This window comes from Rhodococcus sp. 14-2483-1-2, assembly GCF_002259405.1.
Lineage (GTDB): Bacteria > Actinomycetota > Actinomycetes > Mycobacteriales > Mycobacteriaceae > Rhodococcoides.
Genome location: NZ_NPFW01000007.1, coordinates 502085 through 517302, shown reverse-complemented (window position 1 = coordinate 517302; position 15218 = coordinate 502085). Strand labels below are relative to the sequence as shown.

Genomic DNA, 15218 nt, shown 5'->3' with positions numbered 1-15218 from the left:
GTTTCTGTGCCGATGGTCTCCGAGTGAGCGTCACCGTTCGGTTTGCGTAAGCTCGTGCGAGGGGTACGCCGTGCAGAAGGGCGGAACAACAACCAACGGTGGTCCTGGAAGGGTCGAACGTGAGCGAGGGCAACAGTAGGTCGGGTGACGCACCCAACGGTGCCGAACCGAAACCCGACGTACCGCCGTACGACGCTCCCACCGAGGTTTTCGGTGCGATCCGCGACGAGGCGACCGATTCGAAGCATACATCCGAGGCCGAGCAGGTTCCGGAAACGGAGCAGGTTCCGGAAACAGAGCCTGACCAGGCACTGGAGGCGGAAGCCGACACCGCTGAGCCCGAGTCCGAGGACACCGATCCGGTTACCACAGATCCGGCCGTCGACGATGCCGAGGCCACCGGAGCCCACGCCGCAGCCGTCGTCCCGGAGGACTCCGAGCCCGATCCGATCACGGCCCCGCAGCAGCCGCCCGTAGCCGACGAGTCGCCGACCGTCGCGCAGCCAGTTGTCCCCGCGCAGCCAGTTGTTCCCGCGCAGCCAGTGGTTCCCGCTGACACCGTTGCTCCTGCCGACGCCGATGTTCCTGCTGATACCGATGCTCCTACCGAGACGGTTGTTTCTCCCGAATCCGAGTCGCCGGTCCAACCACCCGTGATTCCGCCGGAGGACGGCGCAACGTCGCCCGGCGACGGGTCCGGGTTCGTACCGCCGTGGCGGAAGATCGCGATCGGAACCGGCGCTGTGGTTGCAGTTCTCACGCTGCTGTACGCGGCGGATTGGATCACCTCCAGCGATCGAGTGCCCCGCGGCGTCACCGTCGCCGGGATCGAGGTCGGCGGTAAGAGCCACCCCGACGCCGAAGCTCTCCTGCGCTCGGAGTTGGGTGCTCGTGCCGAGCAGCCCGTGTCGGTCGACGTCGGCGATCGACAGGTCGAGGTACTGCCTGCCGCTGCCGGTCTCGGTGTGGACTGGAACGCGACGCTCGACCGCGCCGGATCGCAGCCGATCAATCCGATCACTCGTCTGACGTCGTTGTTCGGCAGCCGCGAGATCGGCGTCGTGTCGACCACGGACGAGCAAGCCCTCACTGCTGCCGTCGACGGATTGCGCGTCGAGACCGACCGTGATCCCGTCGAAGGTGACGTCGTGTTCGACGGCAGCGCACCGATTGCCGTTGCGCCGCTGTCCGGACGGGTACTCGACGCCGACGGGACGCGTCGAAACCTGCAGGCCGAATGGGCCTCGGGCGCAACGGAAGCGGTCTACGAAACAACACCCGTCACGGTGACTCAGGAGGCTGTGGATCGAGCGTTCGCCGACATCGCCGTTCCTGCGGTGGAGGCACCGGTGACCGTAGCGGGCAGGCAGAACGTCGACGCGATCCTTCCGACGGATCGTGTGGGCGAGGTTCTGCGCTTCGACCCGGACGGCCAGGGCGGACTGACTCCGATCTACGACACCGACGTCGCCACAGGCATTCTCGCGCCGCAACTCGTGCGCACCGAGGTACCGCCGACGGACGCGTCGTTCACCTTCTCTGGCGGTGCCCCGACCGTCGTCCCCGGTGAGATGGGCGAGTTGGTGGAGTGGCGCAAGACTCTCGAGCAGCTGCCCGCGCTGCTGTCCGCGGACGGACCCCGCACCACCGAGGCGATCTACGAACCGGCCCCGCCCGCTCTCACCACCGAAGCCGCGCAGAATCTCGGTGTCCGAGAAGTGATCGCCGAGTACACCACCGGCGGGTTCGAGTACGCGTCGGGCGTCAACATCGGGCTGACGGCGCAGATCGTGAACGGTGCGCTCGTGAAGCCGAAAGAAACGTTCTCGCTCAACGGGTACACCGGTCCCCGAGGCAGCGCGCAGGGCTTCGTGGAGTCGGGGATCATCGACAACGGTCGTCCCGATCGCGCCGTCGGCGGTGGCATCAGTCAGTTCGCGACGACGCTGTACAACGCGTCGTACTTCGGCGGCATGGAAGACACCGACCACACCGAACACAGTTACTACATCAGCCGATACCCCGAGGCGCGCGAGGCGACGGTCTTCGAAGGTGCCATCGACCTGAAGTTCACCAACCCGAACGACACCGGCGTGGTCATCCAATCGTTCGCCGACTCGTCCAGCGTCACCGTCCGACTGTGGGGAACGAAAACGGTCGACGTCGAATCGATCACCGGTTCGCGAACCAACTTCACCTCACCGAACACGGTGACACTGCCCGCAGGCGAAGGTTGCGTTGCGTCCGGCGGAGGTCAAGGATTCACCGCCAGTGACACCAGGGTGATCAGCGATGCCGCGTCGGGCAGGGAAATTTCGCGGAACACCAGAACGGTGAAGTACGACCCGATCCCCATTGTCCGATGCGTTCAGCCCGATCGCCCGGATCCCGCTCCGGCACCCGCAGCGGACCCTGCCCCGGAACCGGACGAAGACGAGTGACGACGCAACCGCCGGATGGCCATTCGAATCACGTCGATTCGGACTGTGGCGTCACCGCCCGTTCGGGTGTTTGCTTGCAGTAGGTGTTCACCCGATATAACTGTGCCCACGCGGGGGTGCACCACGAGATCGAAAGGGAGCTTCGTCCATGGCGCTCACACGCACCGTCCTCGATCAGCAGACGCTTCGTGAGGCGTACGCGCAGTTCCCGAGCGGCGTCGTCGCGATCGCCGCGAAGATCGACGGCGTCCTGGTGGGCTTGGCGGCCAGCAGCTTCGTATCGGTGTCCATCGACCCACCACTGGTGGCGGTGTGCATCCAGAACACGTCGACGACATGGCCGAAACTCGAGTTGGCACCCAACATCGGCGTCAGCGTTCTCGGTGAGGCGCACAACGACGCCGTCCGTACCCTGGCCGCCAAGACCGGTGACCGGTTCGCCGGCCTCGATCTCACCGTCACCGACGGGGGTGCGGCCTTCATCGTCGGTGCCACCGCATGGCTGGACACCACCATCGAGCAGCAAATCCCCGCGGGTGACCACGCAATAGTGTTGCTGCGCACACATTCCCTGGACGTGCAGAGCGAAGTGAACCCAATCGTGTTCCACGGCAGCAAGTTCCGCAAACTGCAGCAGTAGCGGCTGGTCGACTTCGTTGGGCCTGTTCGGTCCGGTCCTGTTCTGCCCGGTTCTGCCCGGCCCCAGGATTCCGTATTCGGCTCCCCGAGCTACGCAAACGCGCGCGCATTTGCTGAACGCGCGCAAAATAGCGGCGAGATCGTGAGCGATTCTGCGCGCACCTGACGAATGCGCGCGCGTTTGTGGGACCGGCGTTCGTTTCGGCCTTCGACGCTTCGTCGGGTCGGCCCGCAATACGATGCGCCGTCGACCTGTTCCCTTGTATTCTCGGTTCCTCGGTTCCTCGGTTCCTCGGTTCCTCGGTTCCTCGGTTCCTCGGTTCCTCGGTTCCTCGGTTCCCCGGTTCCCCGGTTCCCCGGTTCCCCTGTTCCCCGGTCCCCGCTCGTCTGCTTCGGCTCCCCAGGATTCCGCAAACGCGCGCGCGTTTGCTGAACGCGCGCGAAATGGTGGCCTGATCGTGGGCGAATCCGCGCGCACCTGACGAATGCGCGCGCGTTTGTGCGACGGACGGCGTGGCGAACTGGTACCCCCGTACCTGTATTCGTCCACAGGTCCGAAGTTGTGCACAGGTGGCTACTTTCGTCCCGGAGTCGTTGCGCGCGTAGTCGAGACTCGCAGGATGAAGGATGATCGAATGGTTCGACGCTCGGAGGCGCTTGCCGATGGCCACGCCGATCACGAATTGCGGGCGCTGTACGAACGCGAGGGATGGGAGCGTTTGGTGAACGGCGTCTACGTGCCGTCGTCGAGGCTTGCCGGCCTTTCGGAGCGGGAGCGCCATAGGCTGTTGATCGACGCCATATTTCCGACGATGGCCGAGGGCAGCGCAGTGAGTCACCGTTCGGCGGCGCTACTGCACGGATTGCCGTTACCCACTGGCGGATTCGACAAGGTCCACGTCACCCGACATCGCCGCGGCGGAGGTCGCGCGAACGCGGCGGTGATCGTGCACTGTGCGCCGTGGGTGCCGTACGCGACCGTCGACGGAATTCCCGCGACCTCGTTGGCGCGGACGGTTGTCGACCTTGCCCGTACTGAGCCCCTTCTGTCGGCGGTGATCGCAGGTGACTCGGCTCTGAAGCGCTGCGATCCGCAGGACCTCGACGCGGAGTTGCAGCGTGCTCGGGGATGGAAAGGTGTGGCGCAGGCGCGACGAGCCGTGTCCCTCATGGACGGGCGGAGCGAAAACCCCGGCGAATCTCAGAGTCGAATCATTCTGCGCGAGAATGGATTCGACGTCGAGTCACAGGTGGAGATCCTGGATGCGGACGGACGATCGTTGGCGCGGGTCGACTGGCTTGTCAATGGCGTCGTCGTCTGCGAGTTCGATGGTAAAGCCAAGTACACCAAGTACCTACGGCAGGATGAGAACCCCGGCGACGTGGTCTTCAGGGAGAAGGTGCGGGAGGACGCGATGCGCGATCTCGGCTATCCCGTGGTGCGCTGGACCTGGGCAGACCTTGGGAATCCGGCGGAGCTGGTGGCACGCGTAGCCCGAGCTGTGGAGAGGGCTGCAGCCCTGCCGCCACCGCGGGGGAGCGTGCGGGGAACGCCGTGCGGCCGACAAACGCGCGCGCATCTGCCGAACGCGCGTGAAATTGCCTGAAAATCCTGCAGAATTCGCGCGCATCTGACAAACGCGCGCGCATTTGCGGTAGCCCCGGGGTTCGCACTCCGCAATACGGACAAACGCGCGCGCATTTGCGGCAGCCTGGGGGGTCGCACTCCGCAACTCAGGCAAACGCGTGCGCGTTTGCCGCAGCCGAGCCCCGCAACCCCGACCCCCGCACACGACAACGGCCGCACCCGAGAACAGGTGCGGCCGTTGTGAGTTCAGGGAATCAGAATGCTGCTTCGTCCAGTTCCATGATGTCGTTGTCGATGTTGGTGAGGATTGCGCGGGTGGAGGTGAGCTGCGGCAGGATGTTCTTGGCGAAGAACGAGGCCACTGCGACCTTGCCTTCGTAGAACGCCTTGTCCTTGCCCTCTGCGCCGTTGTCGAGTGCGGCGATGGCGATTTCGGACTGACGCAGCAGCAGCCAACCGATGAGCAGGTCGCCGAAGCCCATGAGGAATCGCACCGATGCCAGGCCGACCTTGTACAGCTCGGTGGGCTGGTCCTGTGCGCCCATGAGGTGCTGGGTCATCGAGGTGACGATGGCCTGCACGTCTTCGAGTGCGGTGGCGAGCAGTGCACGCTCGGCCTTGAGGCGGCCGTTTCCTGCTTCGCTGTCGATGAACGACTTGATCTGTCCGGCAACGTGAGCCAGTGCTACGCCGCGGTCGCGGGCGATCTTGCGGAAGAAGAAGTCCTGCGCCTGGATGGCGGTGGTTCCTTCGTACAGCGAGTCGATCTTGGCGTCGCGGATGTACTGCTCGAGGGGGTAGTCCTGCAGGAATCCGGAGCCGCCGAGGGTCTGCAGGGATTCTGCGAGTACCTGGTAGGCGATTTCGGAGCCGACGCCCTTGACGATGGGCAGCAGGAGGTCGTTGACGCGGTATGCGATGTCTGCGTCGGCGTCCGAGACCTGCTTGGCGGTGACGGGATCCTGGTGCGCTGCGGTGTAGAGGTACACCGCGCGCAGGCCCTCCGAGTAGGCCTTCTGCATCATCAGGCTGCGACGCACGTCGGGGTGGTGGGTGATGGTGACGCGCGGAGCGGTCTTGTCGGTCATCTGCGTCAGGTCTGCGCCCTGGACGCGCTCCTTGGCGTACTCGAGTGCGTTGAGGTAGCCGGTGGAGAGGGTGCCGATTGCCTTGGTGCCCACCATCATTCGAGCGTGCTCGATGACGTCGAACATCTGCGCGATGCCCTTGTGGACCTCGCCGACGAGCCAGCCCTTGGCGGGGACGCCGTGGCCACCGAAGGTGAGCTCACAGGTGGCGGAGGCCTTGAGGCCCATCTTGTGCTCGACGCCGGTGACGAATGCGCCGTTGCGCTCGCCCAGCTCGCCCTTCTCGAAGTCGAAGAGGACGGACGGTACGAAGAACAGGCTCAAGCCCTTGGTGCCCGGTCCGGCACCTTCGGGACGAGCGAGTACGAGGTGGAAGATGTTCTCGAACAGGTCGTCGGAGACGGCCGAGGTGATGAAGCGCTTGACGCCCTCGATGTGCCACGAGCCGTCGTCCTGCTTGATCGCCTTGGTGCGGCCTGCGCCGACGTCGGATCCGGCATCGGGCTCGGTGAGGACCATCGTGGCACCCCAGCCGCGCTCGACGATGACCTTGGCCCATTCCTTCTGCTCGTCGGTTCCGTTGTGGAACAGGATGTTCGCGAAGCCGGGGCCTGCGGAGTACATGAATGCCGCGGGCTGTGAGCCGAGGAGCATCTCGTTGATGCCCCACAGGAGGTTGCGGGGGGCGGGCATGCCGCCGATTTCCTCGTCGAGACCGACACGCCACCACTCGCCGTCGTAGAGCGCCTTGAACGACTTCTTGAAGGAGTCGGGCAGCTTCAGGCTGTGGGTTTCGGGATCGAAGACGGGCGGGTTGCGGTCGGCGTCCGCGAAGGACTCGGCCAGCGGTCCCTCGGCCAGGCGCACGACCTCACGCAGCATGTCGCGGGCAACTTCGCCGTCCATGTCACCGAAGTTGTCGCCTTCGAGTGTCTCGTCGAGTCCGAAGAGCTCGAAGAGGTTGAACTCGAGGTCCCGAAGGTTGCTCTTGTAATGGCCCATTGCTCGTTCGCTCTCCAGTCGGTGGTGCGGTCTCGTGAGTACCGCCCAAGTTAGCTACTCGTCGGTAACTTAAGGGATATTACCCGCGATCCGGTTCGCTGCCAAGGGGAGACCTACTCGCCAGTAGCAGTGCATCGATCGCTGTGCCGCCGGTCACGTCGCGATAGCGGTTCTCGGCGGTGAGGACGGTCAGTCGAGTACCGATGTCCGACGCCAAATCCTCTGGCGTGTAAAGGATTTCGGCTTCCTGTGGGCCGCCGACGCCGGACTCGATGTTTGCGGCGTGGTGTCCGAGAATCATGAGGATTCCGTCAGGTTTCAGTGCCGACACCGCCCTCGAAACGGCCGCCTGCCGCTCCTCCGGGGGCAGGTGGAGGTACAACATGAGAACCAGGTCATAGTTCGGTTCTGTTGACAACTGCGTCACATCGGCGTGGACCCAGGTCAGGCGTTCGCGCACCGATCGCGGTGCCGAAGCGGCAACACGACTTGCCTTCGTCAGTGCGACCGAGGAGAAATCGACGGCGTCGACGGTCCAGCCGCGGGTTGCCAACCAGATGGCATTTCGACCCTGTCCGGCCGCGAGATCGAGTGCCCGACCACGTTTCAGCGTCGTCGCGACTTCCACCACCGTTGCGTTCGGTGCCTCGCCGTAGACGAGTTCTCGGCCTTCGTACTTGCGATCCCACTCTGCGGCGTCCACCCGGGGAAGCCTAGTGGGGGTTCCTACAGCGTCGCGCGCAGCAGCAGTACGTTGTAGTTCTGGTAGACGGTGGCGAGGAAGTACAGGTCGCGGCCGGTCGAGTAGGGGTGGATGTACGGCGCGTAGATGGAGCTGACCTCGCGGGTGTCGACCAGAACCTCCGGCGCGCTCCACGGCCCGACGGGCGACGGCGAGCGTCGAAGCACGATCGAGTTGGCGTTGTCGGTCGTCATCATCAGGTACTGACCGAGGGTCGCGTTGTATGCGACGGACAGTTCGCCGACGCCGCCGACGATGGGTGCGGCTGCGGCCGGGTCACCCTTCTTCCAGTCCTGCCCGGTCCAGTACTCGTATTCGCCGAGCCTGGCGATGTCCTGTTCCTTGACGCGGGCGACGTGACCGAGGTTGAAGCGGCCGGGCGGGGTGCCGTACTGGTAGACGTAACCGCCGTCCTTCAGGTAGGCGCTCTGCTGGAAGTTACGGTCGCCGCCGACGCTGGGCCGCTGGGTCTCGGGCAGTGCTGCCCAGTTCTCTCCGTTGTCGTTCGACACTGCCAGGCCGGAGAAGTTGGTCTCCCAGGTTCCTGCGGGTCCCCAGTTCTTCACGGACATCAGGTTCAGGTACTGACTGTCGCCGACGGCCACGCCTGCCGTCGGGATTCGGCTGATCTCGACGAACGGGATCTTGGGGCTGGGGACGACCTCTTTGGTCTGGCCGATGGGGTCGAGTACGACGCTGTCGAAGTTCATGCCGTCGGCGAGGTTGCGGTCGTTGCTACGCACGATGGCGTTGCTGCGCCACGACCACAGGCTGCCCTGCAGGAGGTTGGGTACGCCGAGACCGGCGGTGTCGCCGAAGGCCGTCAGTACCTCGCCGCGGCCGTTGTCCCACATGATGCCGAGATCGGTGCCGATCATGTTGACGTTCTGGGTGTTGTTGGGGCTCGACATCCCGGTGACCTGAGCGACGGCTTGTGCGCGACCCTGCAGTTGCGGGAGCCCGAACGTGCCGTTGAGTCCGGCAATGGGATTGACCGCGTTGGGATTGGCGAGTGCGTTGGGCCCGGTGACCAGCAGCGATGTGGCAACGGCCATGACGGCAACGGTCAATACTCTGGAACCCACGCGACTCACGACGTTCTCCCGATTTCGATTCACTCCCCGGTAATCGAGGAGAACCATATCAGCGGTTTGTTCGAGGGGGGATAAATCGGGAGATTCGCTGTTTCGAGAAATCGGGCGAATGCACCTCGGTGTCGTAATCTGGAGAGCGTGAGTGATCTGCCCGATTCCCGGCTGGCGAGGGATTTGTCCGTCAGTGCGATGCGGCTGAATCGGAGGCTCCGTCTGCGCCATTCCAGTGACAGATTGCCCGTCGCTCACCTGTCGATTCTGACGACGTTGCTCCGTGAGGGGCCGATGACGACGGGGGAGTTGGCGGCCCGAGAGCGGATCAAGCCGCCGTCGGTGTCCAGGTCGTCGCATGCCTTGGTCGAGTCGGGGCTCATGTGCCGGGAGCCGCATCCGACGGACGGAAGGCAGGTGGTTCTGCGGCTTACCGATGCGGGGACGGCGACCGCGCGTCGGGAAGTAGCCGCTCGGGAAATGGCGCTCGCGGAGCAATTGGACGCGTTGACGCCGCAGCAGCGGGAGACTCTGGCCGCAGCGGCTCGAATTCTGACCCAGATCGTCGAACGGGTCGACTGAACACCCTCAGTTTTCGTGGTGAACTTCGTGATCCAGAGTGTCGACGTCCCATTCGATGGTGGACCCCAATTCTTCGGAGTCACCCCGGCGCGCGACGCGGCCGAGGACGACGGCGACGAGTATCGCCACCACCATCCACACGGCTACGCCTATCAACAACCCGGTCATGTCACACTTTCTAGCACCTGTGTCTGTGAAATCACCGTGAAACGGTGGTTCGGCTTTGTTGCAATTCGAAATTGGTCGTGTACGGTCCGGCAATTCGGACAGATCGAACGCACTGTTCCACAACGGATGTGGAGATTCCGTGCCGCGAATGGATTTTCGGTGTGAACGGACCTACCGGAACGCGCCGAGCGACCGATCAATTTTCCAATTGCGTGACGGCAATACGGAAACGGCTGGTCGGTATGCACAATTGCGCGACGGCGTCGAGATCGGACTCGAAATCGACATCGCGTAATTCGGGGAGCATGGTGATCGACGCTCCTGCGGCGGTCAGAGCCTCGAGTGTGTCGGTGCCCGTCGACGGCGCAGACATGGGCACGTCGAGCAAGGACCGTGCGAGGTCGGGGTTGCGCAGGCCCAACGCCCACCAGCCACCGTCCTCGGCCGATCCCAGTACGTCGCTGCTACCGAGCAACGCGGCCGCGTCGGACAGTAATTGCGCCGTCACCTGCGGGGTGTCCATGCCGATCTGCAGAGTTGCTCCGGTGGTGGCCGCGTCGGCGTGTGCGTTCGCCAGTCGTTCGCCCAACCCGTCGCCGCGCTGCGGGATCACCGTGAACGACGCCAGGGCCCGGGTGAGTTCCTCGGCACGAGCCGCGTCGGCGAGGGTGCCGGTGAGGGCCACGACACGGCGGTCGACGTCGGCGGCCGAGACGGCGTCGAGGGTGTCCAGCAGCGAGGCCGCGGCCAGATCGGCTGCGGCGGCGTTGCCGATCGTGGCGGCGAGGCGTGTCTTGGCCAGCCCGGGAACGGGGGCTTTGGCGACGACGAGAGCGGTGACGGTCACGAGAGCACCTTCCAGAAATCTCGCACGGCGACGATCGTCCCCTTCACCGAGCCCGAGACCTTGGACGTGCCGGCTGTCCGTGGCCGGTAGTCCACGTCGTGTTCGACGACGGTCCAGCCGGCTTCGGACGCCAGTACGAGCAACTGCAGGGGGTAGCCCGAGCGGCGGTCGGTGACGTCGAGGTCGAGCAAGGCCTGGCGGCGTACCGCGCGGATGGCTCCCAGGTCGTGTACCGGCAGCTTGTACTTGGTTCGAAGCCGAAGCGAGAGAACGGCATTGCCGATTCTGGCGTGCAGAGGAGAGCTTCCCTTCGCCGGTCGGCGGCGACCGACGGCGAGGTCCGCGTGATCCAGGGCCGCCACTAGGGTCGGCAGATCGCGTGGATCCATCGAGCCGTCTCCGTCGAGGACGCAGACGATGTCGGTGTCGGCCGCGACGACGCCTGCGTGCACTGCTGCGCCGTAGCCGGGCACCGTTTCGGAGACCACTGTTGCTCCGTGGGCAGTGGCCACAGCGGCGGTGGCGTCGGTCGAGTTGTTGTCCACCACGATCGTCAGGTAGCCCGCCGGTACCGAATCGAGCACTGCCGGAAGCGATTCGGCCTCGTTCATGCAGGGGATGACGACGGTGACCGATTCCTGTTCAGACACGGGGTGGTCCCGTTCCTTCGGCGTCGCGCAACGGTGCGTCGGCGAAGGCGGTGAGACCGTCCCTCGGCATGATCTTCGCGCGGAATCCCAGTGTCTCTTCGGCCAGTCGGGAACTGGCGACGATGTGCCGTACGTCGCCCGCTCGGTAGCGTCCGGTGATCTCGGGTGTCGGCCCGCCGCGTGCGTCGGCGAGGATGCCGGCGACCTCGCCGATGGTGATCGGCTGCCCCGAGCAGACGTTGAGGGCGGTGAACCCGTCGACCTCCGCGTCGATCGACGCGATGTTGGCGGCTGCTACGTCGTGGACGTGCACGAAATCGCGGGCCTGCTTGCCGTCCTCGTAGACAGTCGGGGCCCGACCGAGTTCCAGAGACGACCGGAACATCGCTGCCACACCGGAATACGGGGTGTTGCGTGGCATGTTCGGTCCGTAGACGTTGTGGTAGCGCAGTGCGACCACCGAGCCACCCGTGGACACCGCCCATGCGGAGGCGTAGTTCTCCTGGGCCAGTTTGCTCGCGGCGTAGATACTTCTGGGCTCCAGCGTCGAATCTTCTTCGACCAGAAGCCAATCGAGAGGCTCGCCGGATGCCGGGTCTCGATTGTCGAACAATCCCGCGTCGAGGTCGGCGCGAGTGCGGGGACGGGGAACGACGGTCTCGCCGGACGAATTGATGTATCGCCCTTCGCCGTAGACGACCATCGACGAGGCGAGAACCAGGCGAGAACAGCCCGCCTCGTACATCGCGGCGAGCAGAACCGCCGTCCCGTAGTCGTTGTGGCTGGCGTAAGCCGGGGCATCTGCGGCGTCGACGCCTGCTCCGACGACAGCGGCCTGGTGACACACGACGTCCACCCCGCGCAGTGCGTCGACGAGCGAGTCCTTGTCGCGCACATCGAGATCGATGATCCCGTCGGCTCGCGCTCCTGGGCCGTGAGCCGATTCCAACATGGCGTCGACGGCAACGACCTCGTGGCCGGAGCCGGCTGCCGCATCGAGAATGTGTCCACCGATGAATCCGGCTGCGCCGGTGAGCAGTACCCGCGTCATGGCAGTTCGATCGGCAGCGTCAGGCCGGTGTGCACCCGACACGTGGGGCAGTCGCCGGTGGGAGCGTCGGAGATGGCCGAGCGCACCAGTGCCTTGAGCGGCTCGATGTTCTTCTGGAATTCGGCGAACACGTCCACCGCCTTGACGCCCTGACCGGACTCGATGCCGGCGTCGAGGTCGGTCACCAACGCGATCGGTGCGTAGCAGAGCTCGAGTTCACGAGCCAGGACCGCCTCGGGGTGGCCGGTCATGTTCACCAGCGTCCAACCCTGGCGGGCGAACCACTGACTCTCGGCACGAGTGGAGAACCGAGGACCTTCGACGACGACCATGACGCCGCCGTCGATCGCCGCGTCCTGGACCGCGGACTTCCTCAACGTGGGGCAGTACGGGTCTGCGAATTCGACGTGAATCCCGCCCTGGTCGAAGTAGGTCTGCGCGCGCCCGGAGGTTCGGTCGACGAGTTGATCGGGAATCACGACGGTGCCCGGGCCGTACTCGGACACCAGGGACCCGACCGCACACGGGGCGAACACTCGCCGCACTCCGAGCATCCGCAGCGCCCACATGTTGGCGCGATACGGCAACGTGTGCGGCGAGTACTCGTGGTTTCGTCCGTGTCTGGGCAGGAACGCGACTCGCCGACCTTCCACCTCGCCCAACGTGATCGGGGCGCTCGGAGTGCCGTAGGGCGTGTCCAGCACTACCTCCTCGGCGTCACCGCCGAAGAACGAATAGAAGCCGCTGCCGCCGATGACGGCTATCTCGGCCCGCCCCGTCGCGTCGTTGTCCATCTACTCATCCTCCATCACCGTGGGTCGATATGCTGGTCCGAAGTCGTGGTCGCCTTCAAGTCCGCAGGGAGAAAAGACTATCCGTTACCGGAGAGAAGCCGTCGCCGGCACGTTGGCCGTCGTGCTCGTGGTGGTCGCGTTCGTCGTTCCGTACTTGGGAAACGAACTCGTCACCCCCATCATCAACAGAACTCCGCAGCAGGTGCGTGATTTCGCCGATGCAGCACCGCTGTTCGGCTTCCGCGAGATTCATGTGGGATGGGGAACTCCCGTAGCCGTCCTGATCGCCGTGGCCACCGTGTTGTGGGGGCCGACGGTGGCACGCCGACTGTCGTGGACGCGACTGTTGTTCGTCGTGTGGGGTGCGTCGGCGGCCTGGGCGATGTCGTTGGCGATGGTGGACGGTTGGAAGCGCGGCTTTGTGAACCGGCTGGCATCGACGGACGAGTACCTGCACGAGGTGCCCGGCATCACCGACATTCCCGCCACGCTTCGCGGGTTCTCCGACCGCATTCTGGACTACCAGGCCGATTCGTGGACGACGCACGTGTCGGGTCATCCACCCGGCGCGTTGCTCACCTTCGTCTGGCTCGACCGTCTCGGCCTCGGCGGTGGAGCCTGGGCGGCGACGCTCTGTGTACTGGTCGGCACGAGTGCCGCTGTGGCGCTGGTACTGACACTCCGGGTACTCGGCGACGAGAACATGGCGCGGCGTGCAGCACCGTTCGTGGCCATTGCCCCGGCAGCGATCTGGATCGCCGTCTCTGCCGATGCGGTCTATGCCGGTGTCGCCGCGTGGGGAATTGCGCTGCTGGCGATTTCGACGAAGCGCTACCTGTGGCCCGCGTCGATCGGCGCGGGGGTACTGCTCGGCTTCGGCGTGTATCTCAACTACGGGTTGGTGCTGATGGGTCTGCCCGCCGTCGCGGTGCTGATCGCCGGGCGAAAGATTCTGCCGTTCGTCGGCGCGCTGATCGGTGCGCTGATCGTTGCGGGGATCTTCACCGCGTACGGATTCTGGTGGTACGACGGGTACGAACTGGTGCAGGAGCGCTACTACCAGGGCATCGCGAAGGACCGCCCGTTCGAGTACTGGGGCTGGGCGAACTTCGCGGCACTGTTCTGCGCGTTGGGTGTTGCTGTGCCCGCTGCGTTCCCGCGGATACTCACTCGGCTCCAGCCGATCAATCTGTTGGTGATCGCGGCGATCGCGGCGGTGGTGATGGCGGATCTGAGCCAGTTGAGCAAGGCAGAGACCGAGAGAATCTGGCTGCCCTTCGCGATGTGGATGCTGATCGCGCCCGCAGTGTTGCCGATGCGGACGCATCGTTTCTGGTTGGCGCTGCAGGTGATCGGTGCGTTGGCGATCAATCATCTGCTGTTCACGAACTGGTGAGCGGAGCCAGCGTCATCTGAGCGAACCAGCGCCCGTCGATCGGTGCCACGTCTACAACTCGCAAGCCTGCGGCGTTGGCGAGATCCGCGGTGGCGTCGGCGCTGACACTCGACCAGGCGAACCAGTCGCCGACCATGGTGTCGGTTTCCCATCGCACGGTGCGGTGCCGAATTCCCGTGTTGCTGGGCGCATCCACTTCGGCGATGACGGCTCCGTGGGGTGCGAGCAGGTCGGCTGCCCGGCGGAGCAGTCGCACCGGGTCTCCGCCGATGCCGATGTTTCCGTCCGCGAGGAGGACACACGACCAGTTGCCGGTGTCGGGCAGTGGCTCGAAGAGGTCGCGGAGAACGGCGTTGCCGCCGCGTCCGATGGTCAGATCGACTGCTGCTCGGGAGGTGTCGACACCGAGTGCCGAAACACCGCGTCGAGCAAGCGCTTCGGTGAGTCGACCCGGACCGCAGCCGAGGTCGATCGTGGACCCGGTACAGCGGCTGAGCATGGCGTGGTCCGCGCGGCGATCCTCGGCTGACGAGGCGCTGCCACCCATCCACCGTGCGGTGGGAAGCTGCTGCCTGCTGCCGTCGGAATCACCTATCCAGCAAGGTAGTCCGGCTGCTGCGCGGTTGAAGAGTGTATCGGCGGTGACGCTCATGCTCGGCTCCGTACGAGGGTCCATCGAATGAAGTAGGCGGCGGCGCTCACGGTGAACAACACCGCGGTCAGCGCTAGCCAACGTCCGAGAAAGGGTTCCTGGGTCAAACCGGTTGCGGCCCGATACGACTCCGCGCCCTGGGAGAGTATCCCGGGGAAGAACATCAGAAACGTCAGTGCTGTCCCGAGAGCGGGAACTCGAACGAAATTCACCGGCGACACGGCCAGGCGGCCGCGTGGAATGCCGGTGATCAGCCGATCGGCCAGCGAGTAGAGCGGGAACAGTACGGCGTCGTGCAGCAGTACCGATCCGAAGAACCACACGAGAACGGATTTCCACCACACGTCGCTGTTCCACAGTGTCTGCGGCCCTGCTAGTGCGACGACGTAGCCGACGAGGGCGAACGAGAGCAGCAGACCGACCGCATGCAGCGGGTGTCCGCCGTAGATCTTCGTGAACGCTCTCATCTTCGGGCTCCTGACCGTGCGATGCA

15 protein-coding genes are annotated in these 15218 nt (G+C 65.0%); 5 read left to right on the top strand and 10 right to left on the bottom strand.

What is annotated here, in order from left to right:
• Positions 1-119 precede the first annotated feature (119 nt).
• From CH295_RS07145 to CH295_RS07130, 3 genes are all read left to right on the top strand, one after another.
• Positions 120-2441 (top strand): VanW family protein, encoded by a 2322-nt coding sequence (locus CH295_RS07145; RefSeq protein ID WP_252341945.1) that lies wholly within the window; start codon positions 120-122, stop codon positions 2439-2441.
• Positions 2442-2589: 148 nt separating this feature from the next.
• Positions 2590-3081, top strand: a complete 492-nt coding sequence (locus CH295_RS07140) for a flavin reductase family protein (RefSeq protein WP_094740200.1) — start codon at positions 2590-2592, stop codon at positions 3079-3081.
• Between the two features lie 634 nt (positions 3082-3715).
• Positions 3716-4687, top strand: coding sequence for a hypothetical protein (locus CH295_RS07130; RefSeq protein WP_141216976.1), 972 nt, complete (start codon positions 3716-3718; stop codon positions 4685-4687).
• A 235-nt stretch (positions 4688-4922) separates the two neighbouring features.
• On the opposite strand, the gene CH295_RS07125 is transcribed toward CH295_RS07130, so the two are convergent.
• The 3 genes from CH295_RS07125 to CH295_RS07115 all read right to left on the bottom strand — a co-directional run bounded on the left by CH295_RS07125 (position 4923) and on the right by CH295_RS07115 (position 8555).
• The gene (locus tag CH295_RS07125) at positions 4923-6758 is read right to left on the bottom strand and encodes an acyl-CoA dehydrogenase (protein WP_037195902.1); all 1836 of its coding nucleotides are present in this window, start codon (positions 6756-6758) and stop codon (positions 4923-4925) included.
• A 79-nt stretch (positions 6759-6837) separates the two neighbouring features.
• Complete coding sequence (locus CH295_RS07120; protein ID WP_094740198.1) at positions 6838-7461, bottom strand: class I SAM-dependent methyltransferase; 624 nt, start codon at positions 7459-7461, stop codon at positions 6838-6840.
• Between the two features lie 23 nt (positions 7462-7484).
• Entirely contained in the window at positions 7485-8555 is a 1071-nt protein-coding gene (locus CH295_RS07115; protein WP_094635365.1) for a glycoside hydrolase family 183 protein, read from the bottom strand.
• Between the two features lie 177 nt (positions 8556-8732).
• Between CH295_RS07115 and CH295_RS07110 the strand changes: the two genes are divergently transcribed.
• Complete coding sequence (locus CH295_RS07110; protein WP_094740197.1) at positions 8733-9167, top strand: MarR family winged helix-turn-helix transcriptional regulator; 435 nt, start codon at positions 8733-8735, stop codon at positions 9165-9167.
• 6 nt (positions 9168-9173) lie between these two features.
• Here the strand turns inward: CH295_RS07110 and CH295_RS27725 are convergent, their stop codons facing one another.
• The 5 genes from CH295_RS27725 to CH295_RS07085 form a co-directional block, all read right to left on the bottom strand.
• Entirely contained in the window at positions 9174-9335 is a 162-nt protein-coding gene (locus CH295_RS27725) for a hypothetical protein (RefSeq protein WP_170945786.1), read from the bottom strand.
• 196 nt (positions 9336-9531) lie between these two features.
• Positions 9532-10182, bottom strand: coding sequence for a TIGR04282 family arsenosugar biosynthesis glycosyltransferase (locus CH295_RS07100; RefSeq protein WP_037195895.1), 651 nt, complete (start codon positions 10180-10182; stop codon positions 9532-9534).
• Entirely contained in the window at positions 10179-10832 is a 654-nt protein-coding gene (locus CH295_RS07095) for a glycosyltransferase (protein ID WP_037195893.1), read from the bottom strand. The genes CH295_RS07100 and CH295_RS07095 overlap by 4 nt, the downstream gene beginning before the upstream one ends.
• Positions 10825-11883: an NAD-dependent epimerase/dehydratase family protein gene (locus tag CH295_RS07090; RefSeq protein WP_037195891.1), complete on the bottom strand. Its 1059-nt coding sequence runs from the start codon at positions 11881-11883 to the stop codon at positions 10825-10827. The genes CH295_RS07095 and CH295_RS07090 overlap by 8 nt, the downstream gene beginning before the upstream one ends.
• Positions 11880-12677, bottom strand: coding sequence for an S-methyl-5'-thioadenosine phosphorylase (locus tag CH295_RS07085; protein ID WP_094740196.1), 798 nt, complete (start codon positions 12675-12677; stop codon positions 11880-11882). Before CH295_RS07085 ends, CH295_RS07090 begins: the two co-directional genes overlap by 4 nt.
• A 112-nt stretch (positions 12678-12789) precedes the next feature.
• Between CH295_RS07085 and CH295_RS07080 the strand changes: the two genes are divergently transcribed.
• Complete coding sequence (locus CH295_RS07080; RefSeq protein WP_252341944.1) at positions 12790-14073, top strand: hypothetical protein; 1284 nt, start codon at positions 12790-12792, stop codon at positions 14071-14073.
• Here CH295_RS07080 and CH295_RS07075 read toward each other — a convergent pair.
• Positions 14060-14725: a methyltransferase domain-containing protein gene (locus CH295_RS07075; protein WP_082323875.1), complete on the bottom strand. Its 666-nt coding sequence runs from the start codon at positions 14723-14725 to the stop codon at positions 14060-14062. The genes CH295_RS07080 and CH295_RS07075 overlap by 14 nt on opposite strands.
• Positions 14722-15192, bottom strand: coding sequence for a hypothetical protein (locus CH295_RS07070; protein WP_094740195.1), 471 nt, complete (start codon positions 15190-15192; stop codon positions 14722-14724). Before CH295_RS07070 ends, CH295_RS07075 begins: the two co-directional genes overlap by 4 nt.
• Between the last annotated feature and the right edge of the window lie 26 nt (positions 15193-15218).

What these genes read in the sequence shown, in the direction of transcription:
- CH295_RS07140 (WP_094740200.1), top strand. Translation starts at nt 2,590, where the DNA reads ATGGCGCTCACACGCACCGTCCTCGATCAGCAGACGCTTCGTGAGGCG.
- CH295_RS07130 (WP_141216976.1), top strand. Translation starts at nt 3,716, where the DNA reads ATGGTTCGACGCTCGGAGGCGCTTGCCGATGGCCACGCCGATCACGAA.
- CH295_RS07125 (WP_037195902.1), bottom strand. Translation starts at nt 6,758, where the DNA reads ATGGGCCATTACAAGAGCAACCTTCGGGACCTCGAGTTCAACCTCTTC.
- CH295_RS07115 (WP_094635365.1), bottom strand. Translation starts at nt 8,555, where the DNA reads ATGGCCGTTGCCACATCGCTGCTGGTCACCGGGCCCAACGCACTCGCC.
- CH295_RS27725 (WP_170945786.1), bottom strand. Translation starts at nt 9,335, where the DNA reads ATGACCGGGTTGTTGATAGGCGTAGCCGTGTGGATGGTGGTGGCGATA.
- CH295_RS07090 (WP_037195891.1), bottom strand. Translation starts at nt 11,883, where the DNA reads ATGACGCGGGTACTGCTCACCGGCGCAGCCGGATTCATCGGTGGACAC.
- CH295_RS07085 (WP_094740196.1), bottom strand. Translation starts at nt 12,677, where the DNA reads ATGGACAACGACGCGACGGGGCGGGCCGAGATAGCCGTCATCGGCGGC.
- CH295_RS07075 (WP_082323875.1), bottom strand. Translation starts at nt 14,725, where the DNA reads ATGAGCGTCACCGCCGATACACTCTTCAACCGCGCAGCAGCCGGACTA.
- CH295_RS07070 (WP_094740195.1), bottom strand. Translation starts at nt 15,192, where the DNA reads ATGAGAGCGTTCACGAAGATCTACGGCGGACACCCGCTGCATGCGGTC.